Source organism: Paenibacillus sp. SAFN-117 (genome assembly GCF_051966115.1).
Lineage (GTDB): Bacteria > Bacillota > Bacilli > Paenibacillales > NBRC-103111 > Paenibacillus_L > Paenibacillus_L residui.
This window is the reverse complement of sequence record NZ_JBQCLK010000001.1, coordinates 31300-50333: the sequence shown is the minus strand read 5'-3', so window position 1 is coordinate 50333 and position 19034 is coordinate 31300. Positions and strand designations below refer to the sequence as shown.

Below are 19034 nucleotides of genomic sequence, written 5' to 3'. Positions count from 1 at the left end.
ATGATTTCTATGTATATTCGAGTTGTCGGAGGCGGCTCGGTCGGGCTGCTGCTGGCCGGCAAGCTGGCAGGTGCGGATAGTATAGGGGTTCGTGTGGAGATCGTTTGCCGGACCGCTGTCCAGGCTGCCGAGATCGCACGCTCAGGGCTATCCGTTATTTCGCTGGAAGGAGAACGGCGGATAGTGAAGCCGGAGGTGTCTTCTTTCGAAGAAGAAGCATTTGCGGAGAAATCGAAGCCCGATTGGATTCTTCTGGCCCTCAAGCAGAAGGATTTGGACGAACGCGTATTGAAGTGGCTTTCCCGTCAGGTCGGAACTCATACAGGTGTAGTTGGTTTTCAGAACGGAATAGGGCACGAGGAATTGCTGCCGTCAGCACTTCCTTCGACCGCTATATATTTGGCCGTTACCACCGAGGGCGCCCGCAGAAGATCTTCTGTAGAGGTGGAGCATACGGGAATGGGAGTGACGCGCATCGGCAGAGCATTACGGCGGGGTTCTGCTGCAATGTCGCCCGTACACCGTCCATATGAAGAAAAGCTGGTTCAGATCATGCACCAGGCCGGTTTCGATGCCCGATGGACGGATCATATTGAAAGGTATAGCTGGAATAAGCTGGTCATTAATTCGATTGTCAATCCGTTAACCGCTTTGCTTGGTATACGGAACGGCGCTTTGATTCATAATGCGGAGCTTGTAAAGCTCGCCCAAATTTTGCTGGCGGAAGCCGGAACGGTGGCTGAAAGCAGAGGCATTCTGTTGGATGAAGATTTATGGGAACAGATCATGAACGTATGTGAACGGACCGCTGCCAATCATTCCTCCATGCTGCAGGATGTGTCTGCCGGGCGAAGGACGGAGATTGACTGGATTAACGGAAGCCTGGTCAGGATAGCCCGTGAAGAAGGAATAGACGCACCGACCCATCGGGCTTTATATCATTTAATTAAGGGGATGGAGGCAGAGGAGTGATTTTGACTAAAATAACCGGGATGTGTACAATCAAATTGAACCTGATCACTATCACTTATACATACCTTAATGACAAGGGGGCCGTTCGATGAAGCTGGAACCTTATGAACGGAAAGCCGGCCAGCCATTGGCCGAGGATTATGAGCATCACTTCGAACGGGTGCGTGATATATACGAGTATAACGTATGGGATGAAACAAGCTGGGAAAGAAGGGCCGCTTGGCTCGATCAACCGCGTTTGTCCGCCAACCGGACGGAACTGGTACACAATCTTATCCGTTATAACGACAAGCTCGGGAACGAACCGCAGAGCTTCGAATCGTTAGAGCTGCTCCGCCGTCCGGAAACGCTCGTTATTGTCGGTGGACAGCAGGCGGGCTTGTTCACCGGACCGCTGCTGGTCATTTATAAGGCGGCCACTATTATTCAGGCGGCAAGGCACGCAGCGGAGAGGCTGAATCGTCCAGTTGTCCCGGTATTCTGGATCGCCGGCGAAGATCATGATTTTGATGAAGTCAACCATACTTATGTCCTGACACAGCAGATGCAGGTACAGAAGCTGAAGCTGGACAATCCTTCGGGAGGCCGGACTTCGGTCAGCAGGCTTGTAATCGACAATTGGGAGGATGCGTTGACTCAATTGGATCACAGTCTGATAGATACCGAGTTTAAAGCCCCTCTTCTGGAGAAGCTGATGGAGCTCGCGGGTAAATCGTCTACGCTCAGCGAATTTTTCGGACGAATCATGGCATGGCTGTTCGGCAAGCATGGGCTTGTGCTGCTGGACTCCGATGATCCGGGGATCCGCAAGCTCGAGGGTCCGATGTTTGCCCGCCTGCTGGAGAAGCATGCCGAAGTGAACAAAGCGGCGCTTAGCGGTTCGGAGCAGGTGAAGAACCTCGGGTATATTCCTCAGGCGGAAGCCCATCCGGATAGCGCTCATCTATTTGTGTTCGAGGAGAACGGAGAGAGAGTTCTGCTGTATCGCGGCGGAGACGGTCTCACGGACCGGAAGCAAGAAAGGCGTTACGATCTGGCGCAGCTTGTGGAGCTGGCTTCGCAGAGCCCGGAGCGGTTCAGCAATAATGTAATGACCCGCCCTCTCATGCAGGATTACCTGCTTCCGGTTCTGGGGGCCGTGCTGGGGCCGGGGGAAATTGCCTATTGGGGAATGACCCGCCCCATCTTTGATACAATGGGGATGCAGATGCCGATTCTCCTGCCCCGCAGGGAGCATACCCTGTTAGAGGGGACCATTCAGAAGCATATGGACAAATTCGGACTGACTCTTGATGATGTTCAGCATCGGTTTGAAGAGAAGAAGCAGGAATGGTTGAGGGAGAAAGACGAGCTTAGGCTGGAGGAGCGCTTTGCGGAAGTGAAGGAACAGTTCTCCAAGCTTTATCGGCCGCTGCTCGAAACGGTCGGCTCTATCAATCCCGGAATGGCCAAACTGGGCCAAGCCAATGAGCAGAAAATACTGGAGCAAATCGAGTTTCTCGAGACCCGTTCCACGGAAGCGAGTCTGGCCCAGCATGAAGCCGCTATAAGACAACTGGAGCGAATCCGTCTGACCTTGTTTCCGCTTGGCCGGAGCCAGGAAAGAGTGTATAATATTTTTTCCTATTTGAACAAGTATGGCACGGATTGGCTGGATGAGCTGGTTCGCCAGCCGCTATCGCTTAGGCCGGTTCACTCGATTATTTATTTCTAGACGCCATACGGCTGGAACTGAGCAAGGCCGACTTTTGTCGGAGCATATATATGTTAGGAGGATGTTCATGAATACGAAAGAAAGAAGCATTATCGCCGATCCGTCCTTGGCGCCGGAAGGACATCTAAAGATTGATTGGGTTGACGCACATATGCCGGTATTGAACCGGATCAAAGCGCAGTTCGAGAAGGAGAAGCCTTTTCAAGGACTGAAGGTAGCCATTTCTTTGCATCTGGAAGCCAAAACGGCCTACCTGGCGAAAGTCGTTCAGGCAGGAGGGGCGGAGGTAGCCATTACCGGAAGCAACCCGCTGTCCACCCAGGATGATGTTTGCGCCGCATTGGTGGAAGACGGAATTACCGTCTTTGCCAAATATAATCCCGATCCGAAAGAGTATAAAGAGCTGATGATCAAAACATTGGAGACGGAGCCGGATTTACTGATCGACGACGGCGGCGATCTGGTTTCGATCCTCCATTCCGAACGCAGGGATTTGTTGAAGAACATCCGCGGCGGCGCGGAGGAAACGACGACCGGTATTCTTCGTTTGAAGGCCATGGAGAAAGAAGGCCAGCTTCAGTTCCCGATGGTGGCCGTCAATGATGCATTCTGCAAATATTTGTTTGATAACCGTTATGGGACAGGTCAATCCGTATGGGACGGCATCAACCGCACGACCAACCTTGTAGTCGCGGGCAAAACCGTTGTAGTGGTCGGTTACGGATGGTGCGGCAAGGGAGTGGCCAAGCGTGCTCAGGGACTCGGAGCCAATGTAATTGTTACCGAAATCGATGCAATTAAAGCGGTGGAAGCGTACATGGACGGCTTCCAGGTAATGCCCATGCTGGAGGCGGCCAAGGTAGGCGACTTCTTCGTCACCGTTACCGGTAACCGCGATGTCATTCGCGGCGAGCATTACAAGGTTATGAAGGACGGAGCCATTCTGTCCAACGCGGGACATTTCGACGTCGAAGTGAATAAACCGGAATTGGAGGCACTGGCTGTTTCCAAAAGGACCGTTCGACGCAACATTGAAGAGTATAAGCTGGCCGACGGGCGCAAGTTCTATATTCTGGCGGAAGGCCGGCTGGTGAACCTGGCGGCAGGCGACGGCCACCCCGCTGAAATTATGGATATGACCTTCGCTCTGCAGGCCATGTCTCTGAAATATGTGAATGAAAAGTATAAAGAAATCGGCAATAAGGTAGTAAATGTTCCTTATGAACTGGATGAGCAAGTTGCCCGGTTCAAACTGGAATCGCTCGGAATCTCGATTGATCGACTATCTCAGGAGCAGATCGATTACTTGGACAGCTGGGCGGCCCACGAATAATCGAAACCGGCCCCGGGACGGCAGTCAAGCTTAAGGTTTGGGACGAAAGAAGCCGGGTCTTAAGCCGAGTGTCTTATTGGAAATAATAAGAATAGCATTTTTGGACCGTACTTAATCGTGCGGTCCTTTTTATTTTTTCGAATTGCCTAATTATGGAGTGAATGGAATTTGTTTAAATCAAAGGGACATTTCACCTCAAAAAGTTTTGGATAACTTGCTTGGATTAGCAGGATTTTTTGCTATAATAGAGAATATTCCTTTTTAAGTGGGGGAAAGTGGGGCAAAGTGGTGGGAAAGGGGGAGCCAGCTCATGTTTATGGGGGAATACCAGCACAGCATAGATGAGAAGGGGCGAATGATTATTCCCGCCAAATTTCGTGAAGCCCTCGGCTCTACATTCGTTGTTACCCGCGGATTGGACAATTGTTTGTTCGTCTACCCCATGCAGGAATGGGCAGTGTTGGAGAGTAAGCTCAAATCGCTGCCTCTGATGAAATCCGATGCCCGGGCGTTTACCCGTTTTTTCTTCTCTGGAGCGACCGAATGCGAGCTTGACAAACAGGGAAGGGTAAACTTGCCGAACATATTGGTCGAATACGCCAAACTCAAGAAGGACTGCGTCGTGTTGGGCGTATCGAACCGCGTGGAGATTTGGAGCAAGGACCTTTGGGAAAACTACTTCCAGCAGTCGGAAGAATCATTTAATGAAATCGCCGAGAAGCTGGTCGACTTTAATTTTGATCTGTAGCCACGTCGAGCCGGTCGGCACGCCCTTTGGATTCGTGCATCCTAATTTCAGACCCGGGAGGATCATAAGGTGTTTCATCATATCACTGTACTGTTGGAAGAAGCTGTGGAAGGATTACATATTAAACCGGACGGGATCTACGTCGATTGCACTCTGGGAGGAGCGGGGCACAGCGAGCTGATCGCATCCCGACTCGGACCTCAAGGGCGGTTGATTGCTTTCGATCAGGATGATCAGGCCATCCTCCATGCAAGGAAGAGGCTGGAGCGTTATGAAGATAAGCTGACGATCGTCAAGAGCAACTTCCGCCATTTAAGGGAGGTCCTTAGCGGACTCGCCGTTCCGATGAACGGGGATAACCCTCAAGTCGATGGAATACTATTCGATTTGGGCGTTTCCTCCCCACAATTGGACGAAGCAGACCGCGGCTTCAGCTACAACCAGGATGCGGAGCTGGATATGCGTATGGATAAATCGTCCGAGCTTACCGCCAAAGACATAGTTAACGGCTGGAGTGAATCCGAGATCGCCCGCATTTTGTTTGAATATGGCGAAGAGAAATTTTCGAGAAGAATTGCCGCACGAATCGTGCAGGCCCGGGAGAAGGAGCCGATCCGTACTACTTCCCAATTGGCGGAGCTGATTAAGGAGGGCATTCCCGCTGCAGCCCGAAGAACCGGACCGCACCCGGCCAAACGCAGCTTTCAAGCATTGCGGATAGCGGTTAATGATGAGCTGGGCGCATTCCGGGATGCTTTGGAGCAGGCTGTGGACTGTCTTGCTCCGGGAGGAAGAATTTCCGTTATCACCTTCCATTCGTTGGAAGATCGCATTTGCAAGCAATGGTTTGCTCAACTGACGAACCGCTGCACCTGCCCGCCGGATCTGCCGGTCTGTGTGTGTCACAGAGAGCCTGTGGTGCGCCTTGTTCACCGCAAGCCTGTACTGCCGTCTGAAGAAGAACTAGCGAATAATCCCAGGGCACGATCCGCCAAGCTGAGGGTGGCGGAGAAGATATAAACCGCAGAGAAGGAGGAGGAGAGATTGGCGTCCTATATGCACGGCAGCTCGGCATTGAAGCAGGAGCGAGAAAATCAGGTTAGGGTTAAACCTAACCGCAAAGCGGTATACCGCGCCAAAACGATTCCAATCAAGGAAAAGTTGTTCTATTTGTTCATCATTTCGTTATTGGTAACTGTGGCGGGAATCGTACTTTGGCGCTATGCGCTGATTTATCAGCTCAACAGCGAAATTCATAAAGTAGAAACTCAAATCAGGGAGCTTGAAATCTCCAACAACAGCCTTAAACAGCAGATTGATAAAATGAACGATTTAACCCGGATTAAGCTGGAAGCGGAAAAGAACGGCTTGACTTCCCCTAAGCCGGAGCAAATTGTGCGCGTCCCCTTGACGGTTGCTCCGTCGGGTAATGACGCCGGATCACAAACTAACCCGTAAGCAGAGGACCGCTATGACAAAAAAAGTAAAAGTCAGATCTTTGCTCATCGGGTTGGTTTTTTCACTGCTGTTTATCGGTTTGATTGGCAGAGTCTACTGGATACAGGTGGTCGAAGCTTCATGGCTGCAAAGCGAGGCGGAAATCCGTTGGAAGGAAAGCGAGGTTCTTCGGGCCAAGCGGGGGATGATTATAGACCGCAACGGAAAGGCTCTGGCCGAAGATTCCGCCGCTTACAACGTGACGGTTAATCCCCAGATCATAAACGAACGGGGAATCGCCAGGGAAGTGGCCGCAGGCCTTGCCAAAATATTGAACGTTTCGGAGAAAGAAGGGAGTCTTGCCAAGCTGGAAGAGAAAATTTACGGCTTGGTCACCAAGAAAAACAAAGACGGAACCGCCTTCCTGCGGGAAGTCGAAATACGCAATGAGGGCTACAAAGTAGATGCCGATAAGAAGGATGAGCTGGAGGCCTTTATTGATGAATTGAAAAGAATTACCGACAAAAACAGTGTCGGAATTTACTTGAGAGAAACGCAGAAGCGTTATTATCCGAACAACCGGCTGGCCTCGCATATTCTCGGTTACATCGATTTGGAAGGAGAGGCCAAGAGCGGTCTCGAAATAATGTTCAACGAGCAGTTGATGGGTACCGATGGCGATATAACCCGCAAGCGGGATCGGACTGGTGTCGAGCTGCCGGACGGGAAAGTTTCCTATACGCCGCCGGTTAATGGCATGAATCTCCGTCTAACGATTGATCAGAATATTCAGTTCTACACGGAGAGCGCCATGCGCAAAGCGTATGACAAATGGAAGCCGAAAAATATGACGGCCATTGCGGTAGATCCGGCAACGATGGAAATCTTGGCCATGGCAAGCTTGCCGGATTTCAATCCGAATCGGTACTGGGAGATCGACAGCCAGAAGGATTTGATCAACCACGCCGTCTCGTCCCAGTTCGAACCGGGATCGACCTTTAAGCTGGTTACGCTGGCCGGTGCTATCGAGGAAGGGTTGTTCAAGCCGAATGACTGGTTTCAATCGGGTCAGCTGGCCGTTCCGGGTTATCCGGTGCATGACCACAATCGCGTAGGCTGGGGGCCTATCACTTATCTGGACGGACTCTTGCGGTCGAGTAACGTTGCTTTCGCCAAGCTGGGGTACGAGAAGATGGGTAAGGATAAGCTTCAGGAATATATCGATCGGTTCGGCTTCGGGCAGAAGACCGGAATTGAACTTCCGAACGAAGCTTCCGGCGGAATTCACATGCAATATCCTTCCGACGTAGCCCGCGCCACCTTCGGCCAGGGGCAGGTAACCGCCACCGCTTTGCAGCAGACGGCGGCTTATGCGGCCGTTGCCAATGGCGGAATACTATTGAAGCCATATCTGGTAAAGGAAATTATTGATCCGGTAACCGGGGAGGTCGTACAATCCTTCGGGCCGCAGCAGATTGGCCGCGTCGTCAGCGAAGAAACCGCCAGGCTGACCGGATTTTATCTGGAACAGACGATATCGAATCAGGAGAAAGGCTCGGGCCGCCATGCTTATATTGAAGGCTATAAGGTGGCCGGGAAGACGGGGACCGCGAACATCGTTCCTGAGGGAGAGAAGCAATATTCGAATGATACTTGGCTCGTTTCTTTCGTCGGATATGCCCCTTTGGACAATCCCCGCATTTTGATTACGGTTCTGGTCAATCAGCCTAACCTGAAAGGGGACTACCGTCTGGGCGGAGAGGTGGCCACTTCGGTCTTCAAAGAGATTGCCGTCCAGACACTCAATTATTTAAATGTCCCGGCAGATACTTCGTTGGAGTCCAGTTCCGCCGGAACGTCCTCGCTGGTCGTTCCTAACGTCACCGGCCAGACGCTGGCCGATGCGAAAACCATTCTCGGCCAGTCCGGCCTGACCGCGGAAGTCATTGGAGAAGGCGAAACAGTCGTTAAGCAGTACCCGGAGCCCCGACGCGAAGTTTCCCGTTCCCAAGTTGTCTATCTGGCTTCCAAAAGTATTGGGGAACTGCAGGTACCCGATCTGACAGGGAAATCGATGCGGGAAGCGATGGAGATCTGTACATTTCTCGAAGCCGATTGCCAATTCAAAGGTTCGGGCTACGTAACGGCTCAATCCGCTGCGGAGAGCGGGGGAGCCAAATCGGTTGTTCTGGAATTAAAGCCGCTCAATCCGAATGCGGATGTCCAGGAGGAAACGGAGGAGCAGGAGAAGGAGGGAGAAGAATCAGGGAATGAAGCTTCTTCGCCTTCAGCGGACGATTCCGGTGTCTCATCCGGTCAATCTCGGGAAGATACCGGTCAGGATAAGGCCGGGGATAAACCGGATGACAAATCCGATCGTAAATCCGATGACAAAACGGACAAGTCCGATAATTCATCGGATGAACCGGTTCCTTCGAAGAATGCCGATCCATCGAAAAATTCCTAGATAAAAACAGATGAGATCTGCCCGAAGTCTCGAGACAAGTTGTTCTAACCCCTGGTTGTCCCGAATAGTCTGGATTATGAACGATCTTGACGGGACAAAGGGGGTTATTTCGTCCATGCGAGTTTCCAGTGTAACCGTCAGGCGGAGGCTGTGGATAGCCATGCTTGCCGGAATATTGATTTTTTTAGCATTAGTGATACGATTGGCATATGTTCAGCTGTGGAAAGGTTCGGAATTGGCCGAAATGGCAGAGGATTCATGGAGAAGGAACATTCCCTTTGCCGCGAAACGGGGAGAAATTTGGGACCGCAACGGGGTGCGGTTAACCTATAACGTCAGTTCCCCTTCGGTCATGGCCATCCCCGCGCAGATTAAGGATCCCAAAATGACCGCATCCCGGTTGGCGGCAGCGCTGCAGGGCTCGGAGGAGAAAATTTACGAGCAAATTACGAAAAGGCAGTCCATCCAGAAAATTCAGCCTGCCGGACGGAAGATTACGGAGGAGAAAGCTCAGGAAATTCGCGCCATGAATCTCCCGGGTATTGTTGTTGCCGAGGATAACAAACGGTATTATCCGTTCGGATCCCTCGCCGCCCATATTCTCGGAGTTACGGGAATAGACAATCAGGGGCTAACGGGATTGGAAGCGAGGTACGATAAACTGCTGACCGGCCAGGCCGGGAATATTTCCTATCTGTCCGACGCTGCAGGACGCGAAATGCCGAACACTTCGGATGAATTTGTGAATCCCAGAGATGGACTCAATCTGCAGTTAACGATCGACCATTACCTGCAATCGGTCTTGGAGCGGGAATTGGATCAAGCGATGCTGCAATTGCAGGCGGATCATATTATCGGGCTGATGATGGACCCGAATACCGGAGAAATCCTGGCTATGTCCGGACGGCCTACTTATGAGCCCGACCGGTTTCGCGAATACCCGTCCGAGGTGTATAATCGGAATCTGCCCATCTGGATGACTTATGAACCGGGATCGACCTTTAAAATCATTACGCTCGCCGCCGCTTTGGAGGAAGGAAAGGTCGATCTTCATAACGAGCATTTTTTCGATCCGGGCCATATTGAAGTATCCGGCTCCCGGTTGCGATGCTGGAAACGGGGAGGACATGGAAGCGAAACCTTCCTTGAGGTGGTGGAAAATTCATGCAACCCCGGATTCGTTGTCATGGGCCAGCGGCTCGGCAAAGATTTGCTGTTTGATTATATTAAACGGTTCGGCTTCGGACAGAAGACCGGAATTGATTTGAGCGGGGAAGAGAACGGGATATTATTTAAGCCCTCGCGAGTAGGGCCGGTAGAATTGGCCACGACATCATTCGGGCAAGGAGTTTCTGTTACCCCCATTCAGCAGGTGGCCGCCGTGTCGGCAGCTATTAACGGAGGCAAGCTGTATAAGCCCCATCTGGCTAAAGCGTGGTATAATCCGGAGACGGGCGAGGTCGTCGAAACCATACAGCCCGAGCTGGTAGGCAATGTAATCTCAGAAAATACGTCGAAATTGGTCAGGGAAGCTCTGGAAAGTGTAGTGGCCAAAGGGACCGGGCGCAATGCATTCGTAGAAGGCTATCGGGTCGGCGGGAAGACGGGAACCGCCCAGAAGGTGGTCAACGGCCGCTATTCTCCTAATGAACATATCGTGTCGTTCATTGGCTTCGCGCCCGCAGACGATCCGAAAGTGGTTGTCTATATTGCGGTAGACAACCCTCAGGGAATCCAGTTCGGAGGTTTGATCGCTGCGCCGATTGTCAAAAATATAATGAGCGATGCTCTGCGGTATATGCAAATAGAGCCTCGCAAAGACCAAATAGAGAAAGAATATCGTTATGGCGAACCCAAGATGGTTGAGGTTCCTAATATGATAGGAGCTACTGTACAAGAGATTTACGAAGATATCCGTTCCGACTTGAACATCGCCAAATCCGGCAGCGGGAATTATGTCATCAGTCAGGCTCCCAAACCGGGAACGAAGGTGGATCAAGGAGCGACGGTGAGGATCTTCTTGTCCGATCAGGATCCGGGGCCCCCGGCACAAAAGTGATCGTAATTTGCAGTTCGCTCCATATATATTTAATCAAGATGTTATTCGATCCGGTGCTGCCGGATCGATATAGACAGAGTCAGTCAAACCGAGGAGGATATCCGATGCAGCTTAAAGAACTTGCATCTCTCATCGTTGGCTCCCGCATAACCGGAGCAGAAGATACGGAGATAACCGGCATCCAGACGGATTCGCGCAAGGTGAAGCCTGGGGATTTGTTTATTTGTCTGCCGGGGACCGCGCAGGACGGTCACGAGTATGCCGGGCAGGCAATAACCCAAGGGGCTGCGGCGCTGGTGGCGGAACGTCCGTTGGACATTGCCGCCCCGGTGCTGTATGTCAAAGATTCAAGAACCGCGATGGCGATTATCTCCGACCATTTCTACGGTTATCCCAGCCATGAAATGAAGGTTATAGGAGTAACGGGCACGAACGGCAAGACAACGACTACCTTTATTATTGACAAAATTTTGTCCGATTATGGCCAGATTACCGGGTTGCTGGGGACCATCGGGATGAGAATCGGAGACAAAACCTACCCTACCCAAAATACGACCCCGGATGCGGCCGATCTGCAGGCTGCTTTCAGACGGATGCGGGATGTCGGAACCGGGTACTGCATTATGGAAGTTTCCAGTCACGCCTTGGCTATGGGCCGGGTGAAGGGCTGCCGCTTCCGCACTGCGCTGTTTACCAATCTGACGCAGGATCATTTGGATTATCATCAGACGATGGACCGTTATTTGGCGGCCAAAGGCTTGTTCTTCTCCAGACTGGGCAACGAGTACTCCCCTCATGAATCCGACAGGAAATATGCCGTGCTTAATGTTGATGATCCGGCATCCGCCGAGCTTGCCGCCATGACCTCCGCGCAGGTTGTCACCTATGGCATTCATCAGGAAGCGGATGTGCGAGCCAGCGGCATTCAGTTTACCTCTGCCGGCACTTCCTTTATGCTGTCCACTTTTTGCGGAGATGTTCCCGTCCACTTGAAACTTATAGGCAAATTTAACGTATATAACGCCTTGGGGGCGGTTGCCGCAACTTTGTTGGAAGGTGTACCGCTTCAACAAGTGAAGAATAGCTTAGAAGAGATGGAAATCGTGCAGGGGCGGATGGAGCCGGTGAACGAAGGACAGAATTTCCTCGTACTGGTTGATTATGCCCATTCCCCCGATGGACTGGAGAACGCATTAAAAACGATTAGCGAGTTTGTTGAGGGCCGGGTGATTACCGTTTTTGGCTGCGGTGGCGACAGAGACCGCGGTAAACGGCCGTTAATGGGGGAAATTGCCGCCCGATACAGCGACTTTGTCTTTATGACATCGGATAATCCGCGATCGGAAGATCCGGAGCGTATTCTGGACGATATTGAGCCGGGCTTGCTGAAAGCGGGTCTTGCGTCATCGGAATACAGCAAAATCGCTGACCGGAAGGAAGCCATCTATCAAGCAATTGAGATGGCTCGGCCCAATGATGTTGTTCTAATAGCCGGCAAAGGGCACGAAACCTATCAGATCATTAACGGGACCGTCCTTCATTTCGATGACAGGGAGGTCGCTCGTGAAGCGATAAGGGGATTGAATCGTGATTAATCGTTCTTTTTCTCAAATTGATCAAATGGTTAACGGAATTGGCCATATGAACGGTTCGGAGAATCTGCAAATCTGCGGAGTCTCCACCGACAGCCGTTCCATCCAGCCAGGCAATTTATTTGTTCCCATCGTAGGGGACAATTTCAATGGTCATGCATACGCGGAAGAAGCTTTTAACAAGGGAGCGGCGGCGGCGCTATGGCAGCAAGACCAAGGACAGCCCCCGGCAGGGCGCCCGGTAATAATGGTTGAAGATACGATCGCCGCCCTTCAGCGGCTGGCCAAGGCATACCGCGATCAGCTGTCCGTCCGCATTGTCGGGATTACGGGCAGCAACGGCAAAACGACGACGAAGGACATTACAGCTTCCATTCTGTCAACCACTTATCGTGTTCATAAGACCAAAGGAAACCTGAATAATCATATCGGGCTGCCATTGACTCTCCTGGAGCTGGCCGAGGATACTGAAATGGCCGTTATCGAGATGGGGATGAGCGGACGCGGAGAGATTGAGCTGCTGTCCAGGCTGGCGGAGCCGGAGGCTGTTATTATTACCAATATCGGCGATGCGCATTTGCTGCAGTTGGGAAGCCGGGAGGAAATTGCGAAGGCCAAGACCGAGATTTTAAGCGGTTTGAAGAAGGATGGTTTTTTTGTCTACAATGGCGATGAACCTTTGATTGAACGTACTTATCCGAATATGCCGCATCCGGATTCGATGCTTCGTTACCGGTTCGGGCTCTCCGAGAGCAATGACATTTACCCGACCGCTATTCTGCAGGATACCGATGGGATGCATTTTCATATTAATTGGCCGGACTCACCGGGCTATTACCTTCCGCTGCTGGGAGAACATAACGTCATTAATGCGCTGGCTGCAATTGCAGTTTCCAAATACATGGGAGTGCAAGATAAAGACATAGTTGAAGGTCTGAAGAAGGTAGAAATGTCCGGAATGCGGATCGAAATCGTTCGCTCGGCATCCGGCGCCTTGCTGCTGAATGATGCCTACAACGCCAATCCTGCAGCTATGAAGGCGGCTATTCGCCTGCTTCATTCTTTAAAGGGACACCAGAGGAAAATGATCGTACTTGGAGACATGCTGGAGCTGGGCCCGGAAGAGGAAGAATTTCACCGGGAGGTAGGCCGGCTGCTGGATCCCGAGGAGATTAACCGGGTATTCGCCTATGGTCCTTTATCTTATTATATTGCGGAAGAAGCCGGGCGGAAGCTTGGCCATGAACGGGTGCAGTGGTTTAATGACCGCCAGCAGCTGATCGAGGCGCTTACTTCCGCCATACTCCCCGGAGATGCCATCCTGTTCAAAGCATCCAGAGGTATGAAGCTGGAGGAAGTTGTGCAGGCCGTCCAACAATCATAACTTGCGCAAAAATTAATTTATAATCTTACTCAATAGATCTAACGGGACTGGATTCAGGAGGGTTTATCGTGATTGATTTTAAAGAAATAATGTTTCCTCTCGGCGCCGCCTTCGTGTTGGCTTTGTTGGCAGGCCCGCTGCTTATCCCGGTATTGCGGGCATTGAAGTTCGGCCAGCAAATCCGCAAGGAAGGCCCGCAGGCTCATCAGAAAAAAGCAGGAACTCCCACGATGGGGGGAACTATCATTCTGCTGGCTCTTGCGATTGCGGCGCTTCGTTTTGCCGATAAAACCCCCGAGCTTGTCATATTATTGGTTGCTGCACTAGGCTTTGGACTGGTAGGCTTCCTGGATGACTATATTAAGATCGTATTCAAACGTTCGCTAGGGCTGACGGCCAAGCAGAAATTAGCCGGGCAGCTGATTGTTTCGGGGATCGTCTGCTTTCTGTTATACCGGATCGATCATCCGACGGAGGTACAAATTCCTTTCTTCGATACGGCTATTCCGCTTGGCTGGTTCTATTACATTTTCGTTATCCTTCTGATGATGGGCATGTCCAACGCCGTCAACTTCACGGATGGATTGGACGGCTTGCTTGCGGGAACGAGCGCGATTGCTTTCGGGGCCTTTGTCATTATAGCCATGAAGCTGCATAGTCCGGATATCGCAGTGTTCAATGCGGCGATGGTCGGCGCGGTGCTTGGCTTCCTGGTCTACAATGCGCATCCTGCGAAAGTGTTCATGGGCGACACCGGATCTCTCGGGATCGGAGGAGGGTTGGTCGCCGCGGCCGTGTTAACCCATACCGAACTGCTGCTGCTCATTATCGGAGGGGTGTTCGTGATCGAAATATTGTCGGTCATCATTCAAGTGATTTCGTTCAAAACGACCGGTAAACGGGTTTTCAAGATGAGCCCGATCCATCATCATTTTGAATTGGTCGGCTGGTCCGAGTGGAGGGTCGTCACGACATTCTGGGTGGTCGGATTTCTGCTTGCCGCGTTCGGACTTTATCTAAATGAGGTGTTCTAGCATATGAAGCATCCAAGAGAGTATAAGAATCAAGAAGTGATTGTGCTGGGCCTGGCCAAGAGCGGAATGGCTGCAGCCGTTCGATTTCATGAGCTTGGAGCCAAGGTAACGGTTAATGACCGTAAAGATCGTAATCAATGCCCGGAGGCCGACCCGTTGGAGGCGCTGGGTATTTCTGTTGTTTGCGGAGGCCATCCGGATTCCTTGATTCATGAAGGTGTAGCTCTAGTTGTCAAGAACCCGGGCATTCCTTATGGGGCGGAGCCGGTTAGGAAAGCTCTGGAGCTTGGAATAGAAGTAGTGACTGAAGTTGAGGTCGCTTATCAGTTAAGTGAAGCCCCGATCATCGGCATTACCGGTTCCAACGGGAAGACAACTACGACGACATGGGTCGGAGAAATGCTGGCTAAGGCAGGCAAGTCTCCGATCGTTGCCGGTAATATTGGACGGGCCTTGTGTGATGCCGCTAATGATGCTACTAAAGATCATTGGCTTGTGGCGGAACTGAGCAGCTTTCAATTGAAGGGCACCGATCAGTTCCGTCCGCGCATAGCTTGCTTGCTGAATGTTTATGAGACGCATCTGGATTACCACGGCACCATGTCGGATTATACGGCCTCTAAAGCGAAGCTCTTTGCGAATCAATATAAAGAGGATATTGCCGTATTGAATTGGGACGATACCGAATGCCGCCTCCTCAGCACTAAAGTGCAGGCAAGGGTATTCCCCTTCTCCATGAAAGAAGAGTTGAAGGAAGGGGTATACCTGCGCAGACACGCGGAAACCGGAAGGCTGGAGAGGGATATAGTCTACCGGGATTCAGAAGGAACGGTTCATCCCATAATCCGGGCGGAGGAGATTGGTATCCCCGGAGATTTTAACGTAGGGAACGGTTTGGCCGCAGCGGCTATTGCTATCGCCGCGGGCGTGCCCTTGCCTTATATTGCCGAGTCGCTGCGTGAATTTCGCGGCGTAGAGCACCGTCTGGAATATGTTAGGACCTGCCGGAACATTGCCTACTACAATAATTCCAAGGCGACCAATCCGGCGGCTACGATCAAGGCGCTCGAAGTATTTGATCAACCTATCGTGCTGATTGCCGGGGGGATGGACAGACAGGGGACCGATAAGGAGATGGATTATCGGGAATTGGAGCCTTATCTGCGGGATAAAGTAAAGGCGGCTGTTTTTCTCGGGGAAACCCGTGACAAATTAGCCAACGTGGCCCGATCGGCAGGAATGACCCGGGTGCGTTTGGTTGATAATGGGAGTAGCCCGTCCGAAACGTTGGCGCAGGCGGTCAAGTATGCGGAAGAGCTGGCGGAACCCGGGGATGTGGTCCTTTTATCACCGGCATGCGCAAGTTGGGACATGTTTCCCTCATTCGAAGAACGGGGACGAATGTTTAAAGAGTCCGTGCATAACCTTTAACAAGGGATAACCAAGCCTTGGCTGTCCCCACATTGATGGTGAGAGGTGTGAGGACATGGGAAAAGCACGGTCCGCCCCCGATGCGCTGATGATGCTTGCGACTTTGCTGCTGCTGGCCATTGGAGTGGTGATGGTCTACAGTGCGAGCTCGGTACTATCATTTCATGATTTCGGCGACTCTTATTACTATGTAAAGAGGCAGCTTTTGTTTGCAGTGCTGGGCATCCTGGCGATGTTCGCCATGATGAACATCGACTATTGGGTATGGAAAAAATATGCGAAAATCGGCTTGATTGTTTGTTTTGTGCTCCTGCTTGTCGTGCTAATACCGGGACTAGGAGTGGTGCGCGGAGGAGCGAGAAGCTGGCTTGGAATCGGCTCTTTCGGTATTCAGCCCTCCGAGTTTATGAAAATAGGGATGATTCTCTTTTTGGCAAAGCTTCTGTCGGAGGAACAGAACAAGATTACACAATTTACTAAAGGATTAATGCCTCCCTTGCTAATTATGGGAACGGCTTTCGGGTTGATTATGCTGCAGCCGGATCTGGGTACGGGCGCGGTGCTGGTAGGGGCCTCTCTGTTGATTATTTATACGGCCGGTGCCCGCATAGCTCATCTATCTATGCTGGCACTGATCGGGGTGGCCGGTTTGGTAGGGTTGATACTCGCTGCCCCATACCGGTTGCAGAGAATCACTGCGTTCCTGGATCCCTGGCAGGATCCGCTGGGAGCCGGCTATCAATCCATCCAATCGATGTACGCCATTGGGCCGGGCAGACTTAGCGGCCTCGGCTTTGGCAACAGCTTGCAGAAGTATAATTATTTGCCGGAGCCGCAGACGGACTTTATTTTCTCTATCATCGGCGAGGAGCTGGGATTCATAGGCGGAGCGACAGTGCTTATTCTGTTCGCAATCCTGGTCTGGAGAGGGCTGAGAACGGCCATAGCGGCTCCGGATACTTTCGGAAGTTTGTTGGCGGTCGGAGTAGCCGGTATGGTAGCCGTACAGGTCATTATCAATATCGGCGTAGTCATCGGCATGATGCCGGTTACCGGAATAACTCTTCCATTGATCAGCTATGGGGGCTCTTCGTTGACGTTGATGCTTACATCCATTGGAATCTTGTTGAATATCTCGCGTTATTCCCGATAAATTCACGGCAGGAGTCAGGTGAGCTTGAAGGGCCGTGGCACTGCAACAGTCGGGCCCTTAGAAGGCTAACCCGGTTTACCGGCTTGAATAGAAGCTAGGGAAAGCAGATGGAGGTCTAGTTTTTATCGGAAAGCAGCGATAATCTTTATCGTATCGTTATTTCCACGATTTCCATAGGCCTGGTGACAGAGTGGCAAAGAGGTGGAACGGGAAGCGGAGGCACTCTATTCCGGGAGGTTTGGGCCAATATTAAATGCTTCCATAGTGGCTGCTCTTTATCGATGCCCGCCTCTCCCGGCACGCGTTCCCGGAACTGCATGGCAGATGATCGGTTCCCATGTCGGCCTCGGCCCGCTTGGCGGAATGCGCTAAGTTAGTTCACCAGGTCCAGTCCCGGCATACGGAAGGCGGTCATCTCTTCTAAACGATGACGGGCTTTTCATGTATAGAGTTGGAAATGGTGTGAATAACGATAGATGGTTTTCATATGGATGACTTTTTTGCTTGGAATTGTTAGGGACAAGCCTGTCAGGACGGTATTTGCACGTTTGGGTTCGCATAAGCGAAGCTTTCGATACTATACGGATGTTTTGATACAACCGAAATTGGCAACATTGAAACTTTCACAGGGCAAAAAAGCAATGATTGGGCTGTTGTCACACTCTCTGTAAATTTACATAAGATACACTATAACCGTGACAAACACCCGGACCAGTCGGCAGCTAAAAAGAGGCCCATATTCGCTCGACCGACTGGTTTTTTGCCCACGATCTTGTTAAGGAGGGTATATCCCAGTGCTACAGGTTATAACTGATTTACGGGCTGCCGGCGTCAACGATATTCAATGTGATGAGCCAATGGCGCCTCACACTTATTGGAAAATCGGCGGACCTGCCGATGTGTTCGTCCAACCCGAGAATAAGGAACAGCTGATGGAGACGATCCGGATAATCCAACAACATCGTGTGCCCTGGTTTGTACTGGGCAGAGGCTCTAATCTTCTTGTCACCGACAAGGGGATACGCGGGGTCGTCATCAAGCTGGGGGAAGCTTTGGATTATGCCCGCTTTGAAGGAACTACGGTATATGCGGGGGGAGCGTATTCTCTCATCAAGCTGTCTGCCATAGCGTCAAAGAACGGGTTGGCCGGACTCGAATTCGCTGGAGGCATACCGGGTAGCATCGGGGGAGCTGTCTACATGAATGCAGGGGCACACGGGTCGGAGATGTCGCGCATTCTCAAGCAAGCTGAAGTCCTGTTCGATAACGGAGAATTGGTAACCATGCGAAATGAAGAGCTTTGTTACTCATACCGCACGTCTATTCTGCAGACTAAGCGGGGCATAGTGACGGAAGCGGTGCTGGAGCTGAAACAAGGAGACTGTAAGGAGCTGGCGCACGCGTTTGCGGCGCATAAAGAAAGACGGCTCCGGACGCAGCCCTTGCAATTGGCTTGCGCAGGAAGCGTATTTCGCAATCCCGCAAATCAGTATGCGGCCAAATTAATTGAAGAAGCAGGCCTTAAAGGAATGCGCGTGGGAGGAGCGGAAATATCGACGCTTCATGCCAATTTTATCGTTAATACCGGGCAGGCGACAGCTCAAGACGTGCTCACCCTCATTGATAAGATTAGAGCCATAATCGTGGAAAAATACAATGTGGAGCTGGTTCCTGAAGTTATGGTGGTGGGTGAACGGTAATTCGGAGGTG

Annotated in this window: 14 protein-coding genes; all 14 read left to right on the top strand. The window is 51.6% G+C overall.

Annotated elements, in window-relative coordinates; translation table 11 throughout:
• Positions 1-9: 9 nt before the first annotated feature.
• Positions 10-972, top strand: a complete 963-nt coding sequence (locus ACTHRH_RS00235; protein ID WP_440413530.1) for a ketopantoate reductase family protein — start codon at positions 10-12, stop codon at positions 970-972.
• An 88-nt stretch (positions 973-1060) separates the two neighbouring features.
• Positions 1061-2686 (top strand): bacillithiol biosynthesis cysteine-adding enzyme BshC, encoded by a 1626-nt coding sequence (bshC, locus tag ACTHRH_RS00230; RefSeq protein WP_440413528.1) that lies wholly within the window; start codon positions 1061-1063, stop codon positions 2684-2686.
• 67 nt (positions 2687-2753) lie between these two features.
• Positions 2754-4019 carry an adenosylhomocysteinase gene (locus ACTHRH_RS00225; RefSeq protein ID WP_144935816.1) on the top strand — a complete coding sequence of 422 codons (1266 nt, stop codon included), beginning with the start codon at positions 2754-2756 and terminating at the stop codon, positions 4017-4019.
• Between the two features lie 310 nt (positions 4020-4329).
• Positions 4330-4767 carry a division/cell wall cluster transcriptional repressor MraZ gene (gene mraZ, locus ACTHRH_RS00220; protein WP_144935819.1) on the top strand — a complete coding sequence of 146 codons (438 nt, stop codon included), beginning with the start codon at positions 4330-4332 and terminating at the stop codon, positions 4765-4767.
• 69 nt (positions 4768-4836) lie between these two features.
• Positions 4837-5787: a 16S rRNA (cytosine(1402)-N(4))-methyltransferase RsmH gene (gene rsmH, locus ACTHRH_RS00215; protein WP_144935823.1), complete on the top strand. Its 951-nt coding sequence runs from the start codon at positions 4837-4839 to the stop codon at positions 5785-5787.
• Positions 5788-5811: 24 nt separating this feature from the next.
• Positions 5812-6225, top strand: a complete 414-nt coding sequence (ftsL, locus tag ACTHRH_RS00210) for a cell division protein FtsL (RefSeq protein ID WP_144935827.1) — start codon at positions 5812-5814, stop codon at positions 6223-6225.
• A gap of 13 nt (positions 6226-6238) precedes the next feature.
• A complete protein-coding gene (locus ACTHRH_RS00205; RefSeq protein WP_186328319.1) occupies positions 6239-8671 on the top strand; it encodes a penicillin-binding transpeptidase domain-containing protein in 2433 nt (810 codons plus the stop codon).
• A gap of 115 nt (positions 8672-8786) precedes the next feature.
• Complete coding sequence (locus tag ACTHRH_RS00200) at positions 8787-10730, top strand: stage V sporulation protein D (RefSeq protein WP_144935833.1); 1944 nt, start codon at positions 8787-8789, stop codon at positions 10728-10730.
• A 104-nt stretch (positions 10731-10834) separates the two neighbouring features.
• Positions 10835-12325, top strand: a complete 1491-nt coding sequence (locus ACTHRH_RS00195; protein ID WP_440413524.1) for a UDP-N-acetylmuramoyl-L-alanyl-D-glutamate--2,6-diaminopimelate ligase — start codon at positions 10835-10837, stop codon at positions 12323-12325.
• A complete protein-coding gene (locus ACTHRH_RS00190; protein ID WP_379288305.1) occupies positions 12318-13706 on the top strand; it encodes a UDP-N-acetylmuramoyl-tripeptide--D-alanyl-D-alanine ligase in 1389 nt (462 codons plus the stop codon). Before ACTHRH_RS00195 ends, ACTHRH_RS00190 begins: the two co-directional genes overlap by 8 nt.
• Before the next feature lie 71 nt (positions 13707-13777).
• A complete protein-coding gene (gene mraY, locus ACTHRH_RS00185; RefSeq protein ID WP_379288333.1) occupies positions 13778-14740 on the top strand; it encodes a phospho-N-acetylmuramoyl-pentapeptide-transferase in 963 nt (320 codons plus the stop codon).
• A 3-nt stretch (positions 14741-14743) separates the two neighbouring features.
• The gene (gene murD / locus ACTHRH_RS00180; protein WP_440413521.1) at positions 14744-16171 is read left to right on the top strand and encodes a UDP-N-acetylmuramoyl-L-alanine--D-glutamate ligase; all 1428 of its coding nucleotides are present in this window, start codon (positions 14744-14746) and stop codon (positions 16169-16171) included.
• A gap of 55 nt (positions 16172-16226) precedes the next feature.
• On the top strand, positions 16227-17324 hold the full coding sequence (spoVE, locus tag ACTHRH_RS00175; protein ID WP_144935846.1) for a stage V sporulation protein E: 1098 nt from the start codon (positions 16227-16229) through the stop codon (positions 17322-17324).
• A gap of 794 nt (positions 17325-18118) precedes the next feature.
• On the top strand, positions 18119-19024 hold the full coding sequence (gene murB, locus ACTHRH_RS00170) for a UDP-N-acetylmuramate dehydrogenase (RefSeq protein WP_144935849.1): 906 nt from the start codon (positions 18119-18121) through the stop codon (positions 19022-19024).
• Positions 19025-19034 lie beyond the last annotated feature (10 nt).